The organism is Blautia faecis (assembly GCF_027662325.1).
Taxonomy (GTDB): Bacteria; Bacillota; Clostridia; order Lachnospirales; family Lachnospiraceae; genus Blautia_A; species Blautia_A faecis.
Map to the genome: position 1 here is coordinate 36809 of NZ_JAQDKY010000031.1, position 18681 is coordinate 55489.

The following is an 18681-nucleotide window of genomic DNA, read 5'->3' on the forward strand; positions in this document are numbered from 1 at the left end:
AACGAAGGGAGGTGAAAGTTTGAATAAAAAGATTAAAAAATATCTGGATGAGATTGCCAAGACAGAGAAAAAGATCGCGGATCTGCAGCAATATCTTAGGGGTGTCCAGGCTGCATTAAAGCAGGAAGAGGACAATGAGATGATCAGGTGCATCCGTGGTATGAAGATGGATAATGATCAGTTATATGATCTTTTGGATGGTATCCAGAGTGGAAAAGTTAAATTTCAGGTAAGCAGGGAGTCTGACGATGAAGGTTCAGGCTCCTTTGTATTCACAGAAGAAAATAAGGAGGAATATCAGAATGGTGAAATGGAAGAAAATGAATAAGAAAATGGCAGGACTGCTGTTGGGAGTCATGATGCTTTTTACAGCATCAACCACAGCATTTGCCTATGTGGATGAATCGGCAGAGGCATCCAAAGTAGAGACAACTCAGACGGAACAGTCAACAGACAAAGAAGAGAAAAAGGACGAGGCGACAAACACAAACGAGGTGCTGCCAGAAGATGGAACAGACCAGGGAACTGCATTTACGACACCTGGCAATGGTGAAGTCAAGGATGACATTACCGATGATTCCACAAAGGAATTTCTTACGGTTACAACGAAGAATAACAACACTTTCTATATCGTGATCGACCGCAGTGCCACATCCCAGAATGTCTATATGTTATCTCAGATTGATGAGAATGATCTGTCCGAGTTTCTGGATAAAGACAGTACAGCTGCTGTTGTAACACCACAGCCGGATACATCGAAGGTTGTGCTAGATGAGACAAATAATGAGGATGTAGACAAGGAAGCTACTGTTGATCCTGAGAAAACATCATCTGCAAAATCTAATATGGGTGCAATGGCAACTATCCTGATCCTGGCACCCGGCGGTGTGGCAGCATACTACTACTTCAAAATCTATAAGCCAAAGAAGGAAGAAGAAGAGGATGATCAGCCGGAAGGCTTAGAAACAGGGGACTTAGAGACTGTAGAAGATGATGAAGAACTGGATGACGAGCCAGAAGATTTTGAGGATTCAGAAAAATAAATAAAATTTTTTTAACGGAGAGCCTGTAAAATGCAGTCTCTCCTTTTGTATATGTGAAGGAGGTAATACATCATGTATTTAGTAATTGCAGAAAAACCAAGTGTATCAAGAGCAATCGCAGAGGTGATTGGAGCACAGGAACGAGAAGACGGATATTTAAGAGGAACCGACTGTATGGTCAGCTGGTGTTTCGGACATCTGGCAGAATATGTTTCACCGGATGTCTACGATGAAAAATTTAGTCAGTGGAGATATGAAGATCTCCCGATCATCCCGAAAGACTGGAAAGTTACAGTCTCAGAAGATAAGAAAGATCAGTTCTATATCTTAAAAAGACTGCTTAATAGTCCGGAAATTGAATACGTCGTAAATGCCTGTGATGCCGGACGTGAAGGAGAATTGATCTTCAAACATGTCTATGACTTGTCCGGAAGTAAAAAGCCGGTGAAACGATTATGGATCAGTTCTCTGGAAGATTCCGCAATCCTTGATGGAATGCAGCATCTGAGATCCGCGGAGGAATACCGACATCTGGCCGAAGCTGCTGTATGCCGTTCTCAGGCTGACTGGCTGGTAGGAATGAATGCAACCAGAGCTTACACCACAAAGTACTTCAAAAAGCTGACCGTTGGAAGGGTTCAGACACCGACACTTGCCATGTTGGTGGAACGTGCCGGACAGATCAGCAATTTCCAGAAAGAAAAGTATTTCAATGTGGAACTCGATTGTGATGGAATTCCGGCTGTAAAGCCAAAAATCTTTGATCCGGATGAGGCGGAACAGTTAAGAAGCAGATGCCAAGGAAGTGAAGCTATTGTCACAGCAGTAAAAGAAACGGAAAAGAAAGTAAAAGCACCAAAGCTTTATGATCTGACCACACTGCAGAGAGAAGCAAACCGTATCTACGGAATGACAGCCAAACAGACACTGGATACCGCTCAGAGCCTGTATGAAAAGAAACTGATCACTTATCCAAGAACGGACAGCCAGTATCTGACCGAAGATATGGAGCAGACCGCAAGAAATGTGGTTCGTCAGATTTATGAGAAATATCAACTGACAGGTCCGTTTGATCAGCCGGAGCAGCCAGATGTGAAGAAAGTCATGAATAACAGTAAAGTGACAGATCACCATGCAATCATCCCAACGATGGAGCTTGCATCCTGCCATCTGGATGAATTGAAATCCTGGGAAGAAAAGATTCTGTTCCTGATCGCAGTCCATACGGTCATGGCAATGAGTAAGGATCACATTTACCAGGAAACAGAGATTGAAGTGGAATGCCAGGGAGAAATCTTCAAAGCAAAAGGAAAGATTGTTCTGCAGGATGGATGGAAACTCTTTGAAAACTGCTTCAAAAATAAGGATCGCATGGCAATCGTAGATCCGGATCAGGAAATGAAAGAGAGAATGCCGAAAGTAACCCAGGGACAGACTTTCTATGCTGTAGCTGCAGAAAAGACAGAACATTTTACGTCCCCACCAAAACCATATAGCGAAGATACTCTCCTTGCGGCAATGGAAACAGCTGGAAATAAGGAATTTGATGAAGATACGGAAAAGAAAGGATTAGGAACTCCGGCAACAAGAGCCGGTATCATCGAAAAACTGATTTATTCCCAGTATGCTACCCGAAAAGGAAAAAAGATTCTTCCAACAGATGATGGAAAAGTCCTTGTGGAGATCCTGCCAGACTTTCTGAAATCTGCAAGTATGACTGCAGAATGGGAAAATCAGCTGCTCTTGATGGAGCATGGAGAGATTGCACCGGAACAGTTTATGACCGGGATCAAAAACATGCTGACCATGATGCTGAATGGATGCGATGCGATTTCCGAAGAAGAAACAAGAAGATTTCAGACCAGAGAAAGCATTGGAACATGTCCGGTATGTGGAAGCCTGGTATATGAAAGCAAAACCAACTTCTATTGTAGCAACCATGATTGTCACTTTGCTCTCTGGAAAGATAACCGCTATCTGCAGAGCATGGAAAAAACCATGGATAAAAAGATGGCTGCAGAACTTCTGAAAAGTGGATGTGTGCATGTAAAAGACCTGTATTCCAGAAAGAAGAATATGTACTTTGAGGCAGATCTTCATATGGATGCAGATGAAACCGGAAGGGTGAATTTTTCTTTATCCTTTCCAAAAAAGAAACCAAAAAACAAAAGCAAAAAGAAATAAAAAAACAGATTAGAGGAGGAAACGAAGAATGAATTTTAATGAATTTGTAAATGAAGTAAAGGACAATATCAGACTCTTTTTACCGAAGGATTATGAGAATGCAGAAGTATCAACGATGGAGTGTCAGAAACTGAACCGTGCCTATACGGGACTGATGGTGAGAAAAGAAGGTGAGATGCTTACCCCGACGATCAATCTTAATCAGCTGTATGAAGCATATAAAGCACAGCCTGGCGTAACAATGGAAACTGTATGCAGAAAGATTGCAGATATAGTTATTGAGGCACCGATACAGGTTGATCTGAAATCCATTTTAAATTATGAAGATGTGAAGGACAAGCTGTTTATCCGTGTATCATCAGCCGAAGCAAATAAGGAAGTCCTCGAAAATGCTCCACATCAGCTGAAGGAAGACCTCGCAATTACCTATCATGTGGCAGTAGGCAAGGATCAGGATGGATTAAGTTCCATGTTTATCAAGAATGATCTGCTTGAACAGTATGGAATCTCTGCAGAACAGCTTCATGAAGATGCGATGAAAAGTTCACCGCATGTCATGATCCCGGAGGTATCAAGTATAGGTGCATTGATAGATGAAATGTACCAGAAAAATATTCTCATGCTGACACCGGATGAACGTGAAATGCTGCAGGAAACATTGCAGGAATCAAGCGAGATGCCGACATTCTTTGTTGTTACGAATACAGAAAGAATTGATGGAGCCGGTGTGATCTTTTATCCGGAATTCATGGATAGCATGGGGGAACTTCTTGGAAATGATTTCTTCATTTTGCCATCATCCATCCATGAAATGCTGATTTTACCGGATGACGGGCAAGTGGATGCAGAAATGTTAAGAGATATGGTAAAAGAAGTCAATGCCACTCAGGTAGCTCCTGCAGAACGCCTTACCAATGATGTATATCACTTTGATACAAAGGATCATGTCTTTGAAAAGGCAGATAGATTCACAGAACGTCAGAAAGAAAAAGAAGCACAGGCTGCAAAAACGGAGAAAGCCGGAAAAGAACAGCCAAATCAGAAACCGAAAACAAAGAAGCACGATATGGAACTCTAATAAAAAATAATCATCTCATCAACTAATAAAAAGCCCTGCGGCATAAGCACAATGTCGTAGGGCGTTTTTGGAAAGGAGTATTATGACAGAACAAAATAAAACTACTACTATTCCACTGCCGGTCCAGAGAAAAGATATGGACAGCATTATGCAGTCACTGGAATCCGGTGTGGAAGAACTTTTTACAAGTAACCGCTATCAGGAATTTCTTAAGACCATGGCAAAGTTTCACAATTATTCTTTTAATAATACAATGCTGATTGCCATGCAGCGACCGGATGCTACGCTTGTTACCAGTTACAAAAACTGGCAGTCCATGGGTAGACAGGTCATGAAAGGGGAAAAAGGAATTATAATCATTGCACCGGCACCATATAAGAAAATGAAGGAAAAAGAGGTTCTGGATGAAAATCAGCGCCCAATCATGGGAACCGATGGAAAACCTAAGACTGAAAAAGTGGAAGTTACGGTTCCACATTTTAAAGCAGTTACCGTCTTTGATATTGCTCAGACATCCGGGGAACCAATCCAGACACTAGCACCGGAATTATTGACTGCAGCTGTGCAGGATTTTGATTCTTTCATGCAGGCTATTCAGAAAATATCCCCAGTGCCGATACGATTCGATGAGATCAATGGCAATGCCAATGGATATTATCACAATGTAGATAAGGAAATCGTGATCAAAAAAGGACTCAGTGAAAGCCAGACCTTAAAGACTGCTATTCATGAAACCGCCCATGCAAAACTGCATGACAGGGAGATCATGGAAAGTCTTGGAGTAGAAAAAGACCGACTGACAAAAGAGGTTGAAGCAGAATCCGTTGCTTATTGTGTGTGTTCTTCCTTTGGTTTGGATACATCGGATTATAGTTTTCCTTACATTGCAGGTTGGAGTAGCAGCCGGGAAATGAAGGAAATGAAAGCATCTATGGATGTGATCCGCAAGACAGCCGGTGAAATGATCGATCAGCTTACAGAAGAGCTGGAAATCATTCTTGAAGAAAAACAGAAAACAGAATTACATGAAAAATACGGCATTCTAGTAGATGCACTGGAAGCAGCCGGATACCGCTATGATTATCGGGAAAGCGAACCGGGACATATTGTACTGGCACCGGATGGGACACATGAAATTGCTGGGTATTTGCAGTTTAAATCATGGGGAGATATCAAAGATTGGCTGGAAGATACGATTGCAGAAGGAACGGATATTTCGGAAAGAGTTGATCGGGCTTTGTATCCATTTAAGTTTGATTATACCCTAGAGGAAGAAATGTTCAGAGGTAATGGTGACCGATATGCGATTTACCATGTGGATGAAGGCACACCGGGAAAACAACATTTATTTATGAATATGGCAATGGTCAAAGAAGATGGCATTACAATCGATGCAGCAAATTATAAATGTGTCTATTCTGGCAGATTACATGAAAATGAAAAGCTGGATGATTTGTATGCCGTATTCAACGATAATCCACCGGCAGATTATAAAGCACATTCTATGTCGGTCAGTGATGTTATCATTACAAACCGTGGTGGGGATATGCAGGCATATTACGTGGATCGATTTGGTTATGAAGAACTTCCAGACTTTGCAGCACAAAGAGAAAAAATACTCGATATTGTCCCGGAAATAGAAAATGTGGATTATGAAAATGATCTTACATGTATCAGCTTTTATGCGGCTGAATGTGCTGAATTTCCTGTAATGGGTGAAGTACATTATGACCTGACATTACCAGAAGCCTTGGAAGCTTATGAGAAAATCCCATCAGAACGTATGCATGGACTGAAATGTGTTGGCTTTGATCTGAAAGACGGAAGTGATTATGAAGGAATGCAGAGTCTGATGATCGAAGGAAAAATACAGAAAGAATTTTTGAATTCGATTCCTGGATTTAGAGAAAATTCTTATGTGCAAAATGCAATCAGTCGTGTGGAAAAGTACTTGGAAAAAAGACATCCAAATGTGGAAAATCCTCTGAAATCCAATAAGAAAGTGGATAACGAAAAAAATATAAGCGAAGAAAAAAACGAGAAGGAGCTGAATATACAGATGAAACCAATACCGAAAAAGAAAAGGGGGGAAATGAGCCTATGAGAAATGTAAACCTGGAAGAAAACGAACTGACTATTACTGCTATCTTCCAGCAGCACACAAAGGAAGAAACAATCCAAACACTGAAAGAAGCTTTGGAAGTTTTGGAACAGGAAGAAAGTGATACTGAGAATGATGAAATGATGGAGATCATCAATTCTACAGTTGGAAAATTACAGCAGATCGAAGACAAATACTACTATTCTCTGGATCTGAATTATTATCTGAATAACTTGGAGGACGATGCCTATGAAGCTTAATCAATTTGCAGTCTACCGAGTAGATCAGCAGACAGCAGGAAAAGCACTGTGGCATCTGCCATATCAAGAAGCAAGACAGCAGAATGTGTCGATTACTGTCGAAAATTACCGAGTAATCTCGATTCATGAAATGCAGGAAGAAGAAAAAGTCGCTGACATCTGGAAACGAATGAAAAAGCAATGCGAAGTCAGTGACGTACTTGTACTGAACAGGGATGGAGAAATCAACTGCTACTATGTAGATGAGAACTATCCACAGTATCTGGCCGGATTCATTCGTATCAATACATCGGGCGCACTGATCACTATGGAGACTGAGAATTATCAAATTGACGGAAAAAAAGGGAACTGGATTGCAACAGACACCATCATCATCGACGGGAAACAGTTTTATCTGATGGAACATCAAGTATACCGGGATCAGGCTCAAGGTGTTATCCTGGATGCCTATGGAAAAATGGTTGTCGAAGAATGTAAGAAATTCGACGAAAAAACAAAACAAAAGATCCATAATTACATTCAACAGCAGGCACCGCTAAATTCAGTCGAACAGTTAAAACAAGATGGTAAAATCCGTCTGGAACATTACCAGAAGTTCTACCAGAACGGCACTTATGAACGAAGCAGAGAATCCGGTACCGAAGCCAATTATGATATGGTGGACGGTCTGGTAAATAATCAGAAGAAGAATCCAGAAAAGATCTCTAATGCCCGCAGCAACAAACAGACTCCCAGAAATCAACAGGATGGCAAACCTAAGAAACGAAGATCCGTGATTAAACGACTGCATCAGAAACAGATTGCTATTGCTCGCCGGTCCGGAAAGCCGATACCAAAGTACCTGGATCAGGAAATGGAAAGAAAGCGGGGGTAGAATATGCGAAGGTTAAAGTGTGAAAAAGAAACGATTATTCTGACCAATGAAGATGATGGATTCTATGATGTGTATACCTTCAATCAGAGTCTGCAGAAACGGTTACGGTCCTTTGCTGAGAAGTATCCGGAGGATTGCTGGTTGAAAGGGGCTTCGGAGGATGGCAGTGAAACGTATATGATCAGAAAAGGACGGTTGTCATTGAATCTAAGACCACCCTATTCCAAGGATAGGATTCATAAAGCGACAGAACGAATTATTGAAGAACAGAAAGAACAATCGAAGGATTCATAGAATGCGATTTAAGAGAAAAAAGCCTCATGACCATGAGGAAAAATGAAAGTGAAATACGTTAGCTGATAAAGTGTATAGGCTCAAAAGGGAAAGTGCCCTTTTGGGCCTTTTTAATGTTTTTTATTTGAAATAGTTCTAAAGAACAAGTTGACAATCTGTAGATTCTGTATGTTTTAAAGATCAATCGTTATACTAATTTTAGACCGAATTATCGTTCTAAAGGAGGTGTCACAATGGATTTAAAGGCGGTTGGTCAGAGAATAAAAGCTGCAAGGGAAGCTAAGAATCTTACACAAGAAGAATTGGCAGCACTGGTAAACTTAAGTCCAACTCATGTAAGTGTTATAGAGAGAGGACTGAAAGTAACAAAACTTGATACCTTTATTGCGATTGCAAATGCATTAGATGTTTCGGCAGATACACTATTGATTGATGTTGTGACACATTCGGTTACTGGTGTTACGAATGAATTATCTGAAATGATAGAGAAACTACCGAAAGAAAAGCAACAGAGAATTATCAATGCAGTGAGAGCATTGGTGGAATAAATACGTGAATAAGAAGATGGAAGGGCTTATTGCTCTTCTTTTTTTATTTGGTTTAACGTGAAATAATATGATATAGTAGTTCTAAAGACTTATATATAACTCTAAGGAACTTAATAAAATGAAGAAAAAAAATATAACACTTGTATTTGTTGCTATCGTTTTTTCGATTATTGTTGGAATGATAATTGGGAAAAGCTTATTAAAGTATAAAGAAGGTGAGCCAGATGTAGTTGGCAGTTTTTCTATGAATAGAGATGAGAATCTTACAGTAGTTGCTAACAGAAAAAACATTTCTGATAAAGAAGCATTTGCAAGACTGCTTTTAAAAATGTACAAAGAGAATTCATTTCATTCAATAAAATTTTCTACAGATCATGGATATGCAACCAGCCTTGATATGACCGTATATTCTTGGAAAGAAGATATCGAAAATGGAAAATCCATTATGCAGATAGAATTTAGACCGATTGAATATGGAAAAGATTATGATATTGTTCATAATCCGGATAAATATGTGCTTTTTATCGATGGAACAGAAATAAAATGAAATATATAGATATGCAGATAAAGAGGATTGCTCAACACAGGAGGATATTTTCAATTACCCTCAAAATGATAAAAGCGAGGCAGCGGAAAATCCGTTGCCTCATTTCAGTATTATGACAATTAATCTAGTTCCGCCCCTAACTCATACCTCCAATACTCCGCCGCCTCATATTCCCTAGGTTCTGAGAGTACCGGTACAGTAAAGAGTTCAACCGGAACACAGAGTGTTGATGCAAAGATTTTCATAAGATCCTCTTTTGGAGTTCGGACATCGCTTTCATACTGAGCAATCCGGACATCAGCACAGCTGTCGGGAAATCCAACAGCCATGCCAAGTTCTTTCTGGGTGAGATGATTTTTCTGTCTTAAGTGTTTTAATTTTCTTCCAAATGTAATCATAGTATTATTCTCCTGTGCTTCCAAAAGCCCCAGTTCCTCGTTCTTCACCGAGATCCAGGACAAAGTCTGCGATCACAACCGGTGTGATCACCAGCTGACCGACGCGTGTGTCTTTATGAATGATCTGAGAAGATGTGCTCACGTTGCTGATAATGGCATGGATCTCACCACGGTAACCGGAGTCAATCGGTGGAAGTTCGCATACCAGTCCTTTTGCTGCCATGCTGCTTCGAGGAAAGACATATCCGGCAAATCCATCCGGGATGATGAGACCGAATCCAAGTGGAATCCTAGCAACCTCGCCTGGTTGTAATGAGCAATCATAAGGCATGAATACATCAGCACCGGCATCATTTTCATGTGGCCGGAATGGATGATGATTTGCTTTCAGACCAAAGTCAATCAGTTTAATCTTTATGGCTGCTCACCTCCTTCCTGATGAGCAATGGATAATCTTCTTTTAAGATATCAGCAGGAGTCCAAAGTTTTGAAATAGGATTCTGGCAGGACATCTGTTTTTCCATACAGCTTCCTCTCTGACAGAATGAACCGGTCAGATCCGGTGCAAAAAGAATCGGGCTTAATTTGTACAATCTTTGCCAGATCTGTAGCATCACAATCCTTGTTTCATCCGTATTTCTTCGGCAGGTTCTTTGGCCAATCATATGCTTCCACTGGTAAGGTGTCGCGCTGATGATCAGTACGTTTCGAAGTCCCTGAGGTGTGGCATATCCGGCTGAATCATGATCAATGCCTAAGGCACAAAGCTCTGCATAATGATCCAGATCTGACTGACAGCTTTTCTTGTAAATATCCTGGATTTCTTTATCTGCTTTCATGATTCCATATGGAATAGCAAATGCAGCATGACCGGAATAATTGCTGTACTGCAGAGATGCACTCATGTACTTTACTTCGTTCTGATGTCTTGTGATTTGTGCCAGGAAGCGTCTGCTTGCACCAACAACAGCTACGGTAATGACCATGAATTTCTGCACGGTTGGATGCGGAAGCCCTGCAATGTTTTCTACAGTCTTCTGACTGTAGGATTGACGGTAAAGATCCATCAGATCTGCCATGTTCTGGATCGTATGACCGTGTTGTGTGAGTCTGGCAGCAAAGACCATATTCTGTTCTGCTTCCCGGATTCCATAGCAGTTTAAGATAGCTGTTTCAATGTGATCCATAGGCCTGTTCCTCCTTTACCAGAGCTTTTAAAAGGATCAGATAATTGATGCAGTCTGTGATTTTTTCATCCCACTGTTCCATGTCAAAATGTAACAGAGTGGAATAACACATATCGTAAAGGGATACGACATGTTTCGACATCATACCGGCCAGTGCTGCTTTTGGATCGCAGTTTTGTAAAGCGGCAGCAATCTTGAATGCACTGAGGCGGTCAATATTGTCACCGGTATATTCTTTCTTTTTATGTGCCAGAATATCGGCACACTTTCTCATCTGAAGTTCAAATACAATATTAAATTCTTCTTGTGTCATGTGATAGTTCCTCCTTTGTTTTGTGATGGTTATCTTTCGAGATCCTTGGTTTTTGATCTTACTGGTTCCGGAATCTGCATCTGAAGAATGAAATCAACATTCTGATCGGCAGTATCCAAATCTTTTAATTTTTCTTTCAAGCTGCTTATTGCTTCTTCTTCGGAAGCTATCTGCTGTTGCAGTTTTTCTTTTTGTAAAGTCAAGGTTTTTAGGCTTGTCATCTTTCCATCCTGATAAAAGGATCTCAGCCAATCTCTGGCTTCTTCATATTTCTGAATTTCCTTCGCATGTTCTTTCCGGTACTTTCCTTTGTACTTTGCTTTTGAAAACTGGGAATAAACTTCCTTATTTGCATAGTACTGTCCGGTATAACGGATCTGATTGTTGAGGATCCTTAGACCGGAACGATGCTGAGCAACCTGTGTCTGCATTTCTTTTAGTTCCTGCTTTGAGGCAAGCAGTGTGTTTTTCAGATCTGACTGCGTATCAAATCCATGTTCCTGCACATAGATAATGGTATTTGCCATTTGCTGCAGGTTAGAAAGTTTTACCCGATGAGCATAAGCCGGGCTCTGCATTGCTTTCACATTTGTCTGGAGATTTACAACCAGGCGCAGGTGAGATCTGATGTAGAGAATGGTCAATGGATCCTTGCGTAAGAAGGTCTGTTCCAGGTATTCTTTTCCATATCGTGTTCCCAGTGCACGTTCAGTAATCCGCTTCTGTCGATCAGGATGAAGATAGCTGTATCTGCCCCGATGATCAATCACAGAGATCTGAAATTGTTCCAGAAGTTTAGATTGGAATTCATCAAAACTATTGGATGTGGCAGCACATTCATCAATCGCATTTCGTAAATATTCTTTCTGTGTAAGGAACACGGTGGAGGTTGGTTTGAGACCATCTTCGATGATTTTCTGATTGATCTCATTAAGTTTTTGTTGGCCGTGTTTCTGTGCCTGATACTCTTTCTGCGTGATTTTTCTTTCAGCCGGAGCAAGAAGATCTATCTGGTGAAGTCCTTCCTGTTGGCACCGATCCATGACAGTTTTCTTAAAAGTGCTCATGAATTTATCAGTGGAACGATGCTTGTAACCGGCGGCTTCCTCATGTGGTTTATCCATATATGGCTGCCTTTCCACTGCAGTCTTTCGCACACTGTTGATAACGATGTGAGTATGGATATTTCCGGATTCATTGTGGCCATCGGTGTGAGTAACTACCAGTGCCTGATATCCGGGAAACATCTGCTTTGCAAGTTCCAAACTGATTGCCTGTGCTCTCTTTCCGGTAAGACCGTTTTCTGTAACATCGGCTGGATCGTAGCTGATAATGTAGTGATGACTTTTGATGTCTTCACGTTTCTTATTCTTATGAAAATGAGCATTTGTCAGTTCGCATTCTTTGTCAAAAGACATCGGATCACAGTTCAGTCCATCCATATAAAACTCTTTTCGCAGGATGCTTCGTCCGGATTCATTTACAATCTTTTTCCCGGTTTTTTCATCATGTTCAAACAGAAGATAATTGATAGCAGCCGAGTAATTTGCATTTCTGCTTTTAATGTGTTTTACGATTGCCATTCATACCACCTGCCAGTTTCAGTACCTCTTTTCTCAATAGGAATAAGTCCGTGATACACTGATGGATTTCGTTTTCTATAGCACGTGACTGACTGCCACCACTGTTAAAATGCTTGGCGATCTGATTGAGATTCGATCCAATCTTTCCATATTCACTGACCAGTTTTCTGAGATCGTTCATGTCTGCAACAACTTCAATCTGATGATTGATTTGCTTCTCAAGCAGAAGTTTTCTCAGATATTCAGATCGTGAGATTGAAAAACAAGTAGCTCCTTGATCCAGCAAATTGAGTTCGACATCTGTCAGTCGTACTGCAACAAAATGTCTGTGATTTAGTTCTTTATCTTTGTTTTTTGTTCTCATACTCCTCCTTCCGTTGCTACTATTCCTCCCACTGGGAGTCCACGTATTTCAATATCGGCTGTCCCTTCCGATATTAGAAATAGTGCTGTGAACACCTTTAGGTGGAACCAACAGACAAGTGAAACGTCTGTTATGAAGAGGGTATGGGGAGATCCCCATCAAGATAAAACCCATAGGAGAACAGGATGCCAAGCGGCAATACTGTTAAACACGGGTGGATCTTGCTCTGTATGTGTACCCTTCTATATAACGAAACGCTCAGAGGCTGTTTTACAGTGGGGGAAAAGAAAAAATATCAAAAAAATGATGATTAATGGTGAGCTTGTGATAGAATGAAAAAAAGAGAAAAGCATAAAGAATGTAGTTGTGGAGAAATTTGTTATGATTAGAAAGTTGCTGAACGGAGATATCGATAGAGTTGCTGACATATGGTTAAAGACAAATCTGAAAGCACATTATTTTATTTCCAATCAATACTGGAAAAGTAATTATGAATTAGTAAAAGAAATGATGTCACAATACGAAGTTTATGTGTTTGAAGCAGATAAAATGACACAAGGATTTGTAGGACTAAATGATAAATATATAGAAGGTATTTTTGTCTCCGATGAAATGCAGTCATGTGGCATAGGTAAGCTTTTATTAGATTATGTTAAGGATAAAAAAGTTAGCTTACGATTAAATGTATACCAGAAGAATGCCAGAGCAATTTCTTTTTACCAAAGAGAAGCGTTCATTATTCAATGTGAAGGCTTGGATGAAGCTACTGGTGAAAAAGAGTACACTATGCTATGGAAACGAAAATAGAAATCGGGATTTGAGGAACTGGGCGGCAAATACGAAAGGCAAGGGGATTATTTGATACCGTGCTTAACTGTACCCGCCGAAGAAGAACAGGCAATAGGCATCTGGGGGCAACGGCATTTAGATTATCTAAAACAGTACCGTAAAGTTACATACACCAATCTTCTTACAAGCGGCAGGCTAAACGCCTACCTTGCCGACATCAACAGACAGGCACAGGAACGCTTTGAAAGGCTCATAGAGGGTATGAAACAGGCACAGGGCATAACGGAACAGCTAAAGGCAGAAAACGCCTTAGAATGGACAGGATGCCTCAATAACATAAGGGCTTGTGCGAGGGAGATTGTGGAAAAGGAAATTATTTTTGCATAAACAGATGATTAGTGGCAGGGGGAAATCCTGCCGCTTTTTCTGCTTTAGTTTGTCAGCTTGACAAATAAAGGGTTAAGGAATATAATTAGATTCAGTATTATACAAGGAGTTAATAAATATGCGGCAAGGTATTCTTAAATAAACTGTCAATTTGATAGTGGGAACAAAAAGTAGCAGTCCCGTTTCACTTTTAATATGGGGCTTAGTTTTTTGTACCCAGTTTAAGAATACTTTTATCATGTAATTTTATATGCCCGAAAACATATAAGTGTTTTGGGGCTATTGGAGTTATTTACCCAGTGATAGGAGTATTTATCACTGGGTATTTTTATGCCCTTTTTTGGGTGTTGATAGGAGGAAAATCACATGAAAATAATTAACTTAGGCATTCTGGCTCACGTTGACGCAGGAAAGACAACATTAACGGAAAGTTTATTGTATACCAGTGGTGCAATTGCAGAACTAGGGAGCGTAGATGAAGGCACAACAAGGACAGATACAATGAATTTGGAGCGTCAAAGGGGAATCACTATCCAGACAGCAGTGACATCTTTTCAGTGGGAGGATGTAAAAGTCAACATTATAGATACGCCAGGCCATATGGATTTTTTGGCGGAAGTATACCGTTCTTTATCCGTATTAGACGGAGCAGTATTATTAGTTTCTGCAAAGGATGGCATACAGGCACAGACCCGTATACTGTTTCATGCACTACAGACAATGAAGATTCCGACAATTTTTTTCATCAATAAAATTGACCAAGAGGGGATTGATTTGCCAATGGTATATCAAGAAATGAAAGCAAAGCTTTCTTCGGAAATTATAGTGAAGCAAAAGGTTGGGCAGCATCCCCATATAAATGTAACGGACAATGACGATATGGAACAGTGGGATGCGGTAATTATGGGAAACGATGAACTATTAGAGAAATATATGTCAGGGAAACCGTTTAAAATGTCAGAACTGGAACAGGAAGAAAACAGGAGATTCCAAAACGGAACGTTATTTCCCGTTTATCACGGAAGCGCTAAAAACAATCTGGGGATTCGGAAGCTTATAGAAGTGATTGCCAGTAAGTTTTATTCATCAACGCCTGAAGGTCAATCTGAACTATGCGGGCAGGTTTTTAAGATTGAATATTCAGAGAAAAGGCGGCGTTTTGTTTATGTGCGTATATATAGCGGAACATTGCATTTGAGGGATGTTATTAGAATATCTGAAAAAGAGAAAATAAAAATCACAGAGATGTGTGTTCCGATAAACGGGGAATTATGTTCATCCGATATAGCCTGCTCTGGTGATATTGTAATTTTACCAAATGATGTTTTGCAGCTAAACAGTATTTTGGGGAACGAAATGCTGTTGCCGCAGAGAACATTTATTGAAAATCCTCTCCCTATGCTCCAAACAACGATTGCAGCAAAGAAATCTGAACAGCGGGAAATATTGCTTGGGGCACTTACAGAAATTTCAGATGGCGACCCTCTTTTAAAATATTATGTGGATACTACAACGCATGAGATTATACTTTCTTTTTTGGGGAAAGTGCAGATGGAAGTCATTTGTGCCATCCTTGAGGAAAAATATCATGTGGAGGCAGAAATAAAAGAGCCTACTGTTATATATATGGAAAGACCGCTTAGAAAAGCAGAATATACCATCCACATAGAAGTCCCGCCAAATCCTTTCTGGGCTTCTGTCGGGTTGTCCATAGAGCCGCTCCCTATTGGAAGCGGAGTGCAGTATGAAAGCAGAGTTTCACTTGGATATTTAAATCAATCGTTCCAAAATGCGGTTATGGAGGGGGTTCTTTATGGCTGCGAGCAGGGGCTGTATGGATGGAAAGTGACAGACTGTAAAATCTGTTTTGAATATGGATTGTATTATAGTCCTGTAAGTACCCCCGCAGACTTTCGGCTGCTTTCCCCTATCGTATTGGAGCAGGCTTTAAAAAAAGCAGGGACAGAACTATTAGAGCCATATCTCCACTTTGAAATTTATGCACCGCAGGAATATCTCTCACGGGCGTATCATGATGCTCCAAGGTATTGTGCAGATATTGTAAGTACTCAGATAAAGAATGACGAGGTCATTCTGAAAGGAGAAATCCCTGCTAGATGTATTCAAGAATACAGGAACGATTTAACTTATTTCACAAATGGGCAGGGAGTCTGCTTGACAGAGTTAAAAGGATACCAGCCAGCTATTGGTAAATTTATTTGCCAACCCCGCCGCCCGAATAGCCGTATAGATAAGGTTCGGCATATGTTCCACAAGTTAGCTTAACAGCTTGCAAAAGTCATATAAAATGAGATTTGAAAGGATTAGAGACTAATTATGATGAAATGTAACTTCATGTTTGCTAAAAATTCAAAGGCATATTCTGTCTACCTGCTGTTCCGATTTGTCTGTTCCCTGGCGGTTTCTATGTCCACAGTGCTTTCCATCGTGTACCACCTGGAGGTGGTGCAGCTGGATGCTTTCCAGCTTGTCCTGGTAGGGACGGTTCAGGAGACCTCCTGCTTTCTGTTCGAGATGCCCACCGGTGTGGTGGCGGATTTGTATAGCCGTCGGCGCTCGGTGCTGATTGGAATGTTCCTCTACGGCCTGGGCTTTCTGATGGAGGGTGCGCTACCGTGGTTCGCGCCGGTTCTGCTGGCCCAGGTTGTCTGGGGTTGCGGTGATACCTTCATCACCGGCGCTCTGGAGGCGTGGATTGCCTCGGAGGAAGAGGACAAACCCATAGACAAGGTGTTCCTGCGGGGCAGTCAAATGGGGCAAATCGGCGGCGTTCTGGGCGTGGTGCTGGGCACACTGCTGGGAAACATAAACCTGCAAATGCCTGTCATCTTGGGGGGCAGTTTGTGCTTGTTGTTGGGGCTGGTGATGGTTCGCATCATGCCAGAAACCAACTTCTCCCCTGCTATTGAGGAACGGCAGGGCTTGCTTAAAGACTTTGTCTGCCTGTTCAAGCTCAACCTGGGCTTTGTGAAAGGCGCACCTGTGTTGCTGGCGCTCTTAGCAATCACACTATGCGGGGGACTTGCCAGTGAAGGCTTTGACCGGCTCTCCACCGCTCATTTTCTGGATGACACGGTAATACCCGTTATCGGGCCGCTGAACAGCGTCACTTGGTTCGGTGTTATCAGTCTTATCGGCAACGGCTTAGGTATTCTGGCTTCTCAGTTGCTCATCGCCCGCATGGAGAAAAAAGGGACTGTCAGCCGAACCAGTGTGGTCATGTCCACCAGCGCCGGGTATATCCTGTTCCTGGTTCTCTTCGCGGTGGGGCGGAGCTTTTGGTTCATGTTGTTGGTGTTCCTGCTGGCGGGGCTTATGCGCACCATCAAGGAGCCTGTGCTGGCCGCCTGGATGAACGACCATGTGGATGAGAAAATGCGCGCCACAGTCTTTTCCACCAGCGGACAGCTGGACTCTTTCGGGCAGATCATCGGCGGGCCTATTGTGGGGCTGGTAGCCCAGCAGGTGTCCATACCCTGGGGGCTGGTCTGTACCGCTTTCCTGCTGTTGCCCGCGCTGTTCTTAGTGCCGGTGGCGGGAAAGAAGCGGGATTGATATGGCATAGTTAAGTTTACTGACGAGCGGGAGATTACTTCCGCTCGTCTTCATTTAGTAGCGCAAAATTTGAGGACTCTTTATTTCCTTATTCGGTATAGCGGAGGCGGCTGTCAATTCGACATAATTTTCTTGTGATACTTTACCGTACATGAGCATTAGGAATAGGAATGTATCTTTGTGTGGTAGTTGTTACTTGCACAGGTATTATTGTTTCAAAAATCAGTTCCAAGCCAAATGAAGATACTCCTGAAGAAAAAGAAGAATGACCAATTCCAGTTTTTGAAACTGAGAAATCGGGATTTATCAAGCTGTTAATTTTGAAAATTTCTTTGAAAAACTATTGACTCCTACGCAACGTAATAGTTTACGATATGTTTATCGAGAGGAGGAAATGACAATGATGACAGTGAATGAGGTAAGTAAATTAACAGGAGTGAGTATACGCACTCTGCAGTATTATGATACCATTGGTCTCTTAAAACCTATTGAATATACAGAGTCAGGTTATAGGTTGTATGACGATACATCCTTGGAAAGGCTGCAACAAATTTTACTGTTTAAAGAATTGGAATTTCCGCTTAAGGAGATTAAAAAGATAATTGATGCCCCTAACTTTGACAGGAACAAAGCATTAGAGCAGCAGATTGAATTGCTAACTATGAAAAAAGAGCATCTTGAAAATCTTATTAGTTTCGCTCGAGGAATAAAAGGAATAGGAGTGAAATATATGGATTTTAAAGTATTTGATACAACAAAGATTGATGAGTATTCTAAACGAGCAAAAGAACAATGGGGACAAACCTCTGAGTATAAGGAGTTTGAAGAGAAAACAAAGAACTGGACGAAAGACGATGAAGCTACTGTTGCAAATGAGTTTATGCAATTATTTGTTGAATTCGGACAAATGAAAGAAATGGATCCAGAAGATGAACAGGTGCAGTTGCAGGTAAGGAAACTTCAGGATTACATTACAGATCATTTTTATACATGTTCTGATAAGATTTTATGCGGTCTTGGAAGAATGTATGCCGGTGGAGGAGAACTTACGGAAAATATTGATGATGTTGGAGGAGTTGGCACAGCAGAGTTTGCAAGTAAAGCTATTGATATATTTTATATGAGCAGAAGGTAAATTCAAGTTGAACAAAATCG

Annotated in this window: 21 protein-coding genes; 15 read left to right on the forward strand and 6 right to left on the reverse strand. The window is 41.2% G+C overall.

What is annotated here, in order from left to right:
* Positions 1–19: 19 nt before the first annotated feature.
* The 10 genes from PGQ38_RS13810 to PGQ38_RS13855 all read left to right on the forward strand — a co-directional run bounded on the left by PGQ38_RS13810 (position 20) and on the right by PGQ38_RS13855 (position 8929).
* A complete protein-coding gene (locus PGQ38_RS13810) occupies positions 20–328 on the forward strand; it encodes a DUF4315 family protein (protein ID WP_005334805.1) in 309 nt (102 codons plus the stop codon).
* A complete protein-coding gene (locus tag PGQ38_RS13815; RefSeq protein WP_270432155.1) occupies positions 303–1043 on the forward strand; it encodes a CD1107 family mobile element protein in 741 nt (246 codons plus the stop codon). Before PGQ38_RS13810 ends, PGQ38_RS13815 begins: the two co-directional genes overlap by 26 nt.
* 72 nt (positions 1044–1115) lie before the next feature.
* Entirely contained in the window at positions 1116–3227 is a 2112-nt protein-coding gene (locus tag PGQ38_RS13820) for a DNA topoisomerase 3 (protein ID WP_270432157.1), read from the forward strand.
* A gap of 28 nt (positions 3228–3255) precedes the next feature.
* Entirely contained in the window at positions 3256–4305 is a 1050-nt protein-coding gene (locus PGQ38_RS13825; RefSeq protein WP_270432160.1) for a DUF5688 family protein, read from the forward strand.
* 82 nt (positions 4306–4387) lie between these two features.
* Positions 4388–6409 carry a YodL domain-containing protein gene (locus PGQ38_RS13830; protein ID WP_270432163.1) on the forward strand — a complete coding sequence of 674 codons (2022 nt, stop codon included), beginning with the start codon at positions 4388–4390 and terminating at the stop codon, positions 6407–6409.
* Positions 6406–6666, forward strand: coding sequence for a transposon-transfer assisting family protein (locus PGQ38_RS13835; RefSeq protein ID WP_055055570.1), 261 nt, complete (start codon positions 6406–6408; stop codon positions 6664–6666). The genes PGQ38_RS13830 and PGQ38_RS13835 overlap by 4 nt, the downstream gene beginning before the upstream one ends.
* Positions 6656–7540 carry a DUF4316 domain-containing protein gene (locus tag PGQ38_RS13840; protein ID WP_117499797.1) on the forward strand — a complete coding sequence of 295 codons (885 nt, stop codon included), beginning with the start codon at positions 6656–6658 and terminating at the stop codon, positions 7538–7540. The genes PGQ38_RS13835 and PGQ38_RS13840 overlap by 11 nt, the downstream gene beginning before the upstream one ends.
* Before the next feature lie 3 nt (positions 7541–7543).
* Entirely contained in the window at positions 7544–7834 is a 291-nt protein-coding gene (locus PGQ38_RS13845; RefSeq protein WP_117528489.1) for a molecular chaperone, read from the forward strand.
* 233 nt (positions 7835–8067) lie between these two features.
* Positions 8068–8382, forward strand: a complete 315-nt coding sequence (locus tag PGQ38_RS13850) for a helix-turn-helix domain-containing protein (protein WP_055183024.1) — start codon at positions 8068–8070, stop codon at positions 8380–8382.
* Between the two features lie 118 nt (positions 8383–8500).
* Positions 8501–8929 carry a hypothetical protein gene (locus tag PGQ38_RS13855; protein ID WP_270432167.1) on the forward strand — a complete coding sequence of 143 codons (429 nt, stop codon included), beginning with the start codon at positions 8501–8503 and terminating at the stop codon, positions 8927–8929.
* Between the two features lie 119 nt (positions 8930–9048).
* On the opposite strand, the gene PGQ38_RS13860 is transcribed toward PGQ38_RS13855, so the two are convergent.
* From PGQ38_RS13860 to PGQ38_RS13885, 6 genes are read right to left on the reverse strand one after another with little or no spacing between them, the layout of a single operon-like run.
* On the reverse strand, positions 9049–9327 hold the full coding sequence (locus PGQ38_RS13860) for a helix-turn-helix domain-containing protein (RefSeq protein ID WP_118045703.1): 279 nt from the start codon (positions 9325–9327) through the stop codon (positions 9049–9051).
* A gap of 4 nt (positions 9328–9331) precedes the next feature.
* On the reverse strand, positions 9332–9745 hold the full coding sequence (locus PGQ38_RS13865; RefSeq protein ID WP_330674509.1) for a dUTP diphosphatase: 414 nt from the start codon (positions 9743–9745) through the stop codon (positions 9332–9334).
* Positions 9735–10514, reverse strand: a complete 780-nt coding sequence (locus tag PGQ38_RS13870) for an FAD-dependent thymidylate synthase (protein WP_117698771.1) — start codon at positions 10512–10514, stop codon at positions 9735–9737. The genes PGQ38_RS13865 and PGQ38_RS13870 overlap by 11 nt, the downstream gene beginning before the upstream one ends.
* On the reverse strand, positions 10501–10827 hold the full coding sequence (locus tag PGQ38_RS13875; protein ID WP_003864545.1) for a hypothetical protein: 327 nt from the start codon (positions 10825–10827) through the stop codon (positions 10501–10503). The genes PGQ38_RS13870 and PGQ38_RS13875 overlap by 14 nt, the downstream gene beginning before the upstream one ends.
* 29 nt (positions 10828–10856) lie before the next feature.
* On the reverse strand, positions 10857–12410 hold the full coding sequence (locus tag PGQ38_RS13880) for a relaxase/mobilization nuclease domain-containing protein (protein WP_270432171.1): 1554 nt from the start codon (positions 12408–12410) through the stop codon (positions 10857–10859).
* Positions 12388–12774, reverse strand: a complete 387-nt coding sequence (locus PGQ38_RS13885; protein WP_117698773.1) for a plasmid mobilization protein — start codon at positions 12772–12774, stop codon at positions 12388–12390. The genes PGQ38_RS13880 and PGQ38_RS13885 overlap by 23 nt, the downstream gene beginning before the upstream one ends.
* A gap of 381 nt (positions 12775–13155) precedes the next feature.
* On the opposite strand from PGQ38_RS13885, the gene PGQ38_RS13890 reads away from it, so the two are divergent.
* The 5 genes from PGQ38_RS13890 (at position 13156) to PGQ38_RS13910 (ending at position 18661) form a co-directional block, all read left to right on the forward strand.
* Positions 13156–13581 carry a GNAT family N-acetyltransferase gene (locus PGQ38_RS13890; RefSeq protein ID WP_161144436.1) on the forward strand — a complete coding sequence of 142 codons (426 nt, stop codon included), beginning with the start codon at positions 13156–13158 and terminating at the stop codon, positions 13579–13581.
* Positions 13582–13599: 18 nt separating this feature from the next.
* Positions 13600–13950 carry a TnpV protein gene (locus tag PGQ38_RS13895; RefSeq protein ID WP_035102904.1) on the forward strand — a complete coding sequence of 117 codons (351 nt, stop codon included), beginning with the start codon at positions 13600–13602 and terminating at the stop codon, positions 13948–13950.
* A 366-nt stretch (positions 13951–14316) separates the two neighbouring features.
* Entirely contained in the window at positions 14317–16236 is a 1920-nt protein-coding gene (gene tet(O), locus PGQ38_RS13900; protein WP_118772847.1) for a tetracycline resistance ribosomal protection protein Tet(O), read from the forward strand.
* Between the two features lie 69 nt (positions 16237–16305).
* Positions 16306–17526, forward strand: a complete 1221-nt coding sequence (tet(40), locus tag PGQ38_RS13905; RefSeq protein WP_118237227.1) for a tetracycline efflux MFS transporter Tet(40) — start codon at positions 16306–16308, stop codon at positions 17524–17526.
* Between the two features lie 400 nt (positions 17527–17926).
* Positions 17927–18661: a MerR family transcriptional regulator gene (locus PGQ38_RS13910; RefSeq protein WP_004612415.1), complete on the forward strand. Its 735-nt coding sequence runs from the start codon at positions 17927–17929 to the stop codon at positions 18659–18661.
* Positions 18662–18681 lie beyond the last annotated feature (20 nt).

Coding starts and splice junctions, on each gene's coding strand:
- PGQ38_RS13815 (WP_270432155.1), top strand. CDS start 303: ATGGTGAAATGGAAGAAAATGAATAAGAAAATGGCAGGACTGCTGTTG.
- PGQ38_RS13820 (WP_270432157.1), top strand. CDS start 1,116: ATGTATTTAGTAATTGCAGAAAAACCAAGTGTATCAAGAGCAATCGCA.
- PGQ38_RS13825 (WP_270432160.1), top strand. CDS start 3,256: ATGAATTTTAATGAATTTGTAAATGAAGTAAAGGACAATATCAGACTC.
- PGQ38_RS13830 (WP_270432163.1), top strand. CDS start 4,388: ATGACAGAACAAAATAAAACTACTACTATTCCACTGCCGGTCCAGAGA.
- PGQ38_RS13835 (WP_055055570.1), top strand. CDS start 6,406: ATGAGAAATGTAAACCTGGAAGAAAACGAACTGACTATTACTGCTATC.
- PGQ38_RS13840 (WP_117499797.1), top strand. CDS start 6,656: ATGAAGCTTAATCAATTTGCAGTCTACCGAGTAGATCAGCAGACAGCA.
- PGQ38_RS13845 (WP_117528489.1), top strand. CDS start 7,544: ATGCGAAGGTTAAAGTGTGAAAAAGAAACGATTATTCTGACCAATGAA.
- PGQ38_RS13850 (WP_055183024.1), top strand. CDS start 8,068: ATGGATTTAAAGGCGGTTGGTCAGAGAATAAAAGCTGCAAGGGAAGCT.
- PGQ38_RS13855 (WP_270432167.1), top strand. CDS start 8,501: ATGAAGAAAAAAAATATAACACTTGTATTTGTTGCTATCGTTTTTTCG.
- PGQ38_RS13860 (WP_118045703.1), bottom strand. CDS start 9,327: ATGATTACATTTGGAAGAAAATTAAAACACTTAAGACAGAAAAATCAT.
- PGQ38_RS13870 (WP_117698771.1), bottom strand. CDS start 10,514: ATGGATCACATTGAAACAGCTATCTTAAACTGCTATGGAATCCGGGAA.
- PGQ38_RS13875 (WP_003864545.1), bottom strand. CDS start 10,827: ATGACACAAGAAGAATTTAATATTGTATTTGAACTTCAGATGAGAAAG.
- PGQ38_RS13880 (WP_270432171.1), bottom strand. CDS start 12,410: ATGGCAATCGTAAAACACATTAAAAGCAGAAATGCAAATTACTCGGCT.
- PGQ38_RS13885 (WP_117698773.1), bottom strand. CDS start 12,774: ATGAGAACAAAAAACAAAGATAAAGAACTAAATCACAGACATTTTGTT.
- PGQ38_RS13890 (WP_161144436.1), top strand. CDS start 13,156: ATGATTAGAAAGTTGCTGAACGGAGATATCGATAGAGTTGCTGACATA.
- PGQ38_RS13910 (WP_004612415.1), top strand. CDS start 17,927: ATGATGACAGTGAATGAGGTAAGTAAATTAACAGGAGTGAGTATACGC.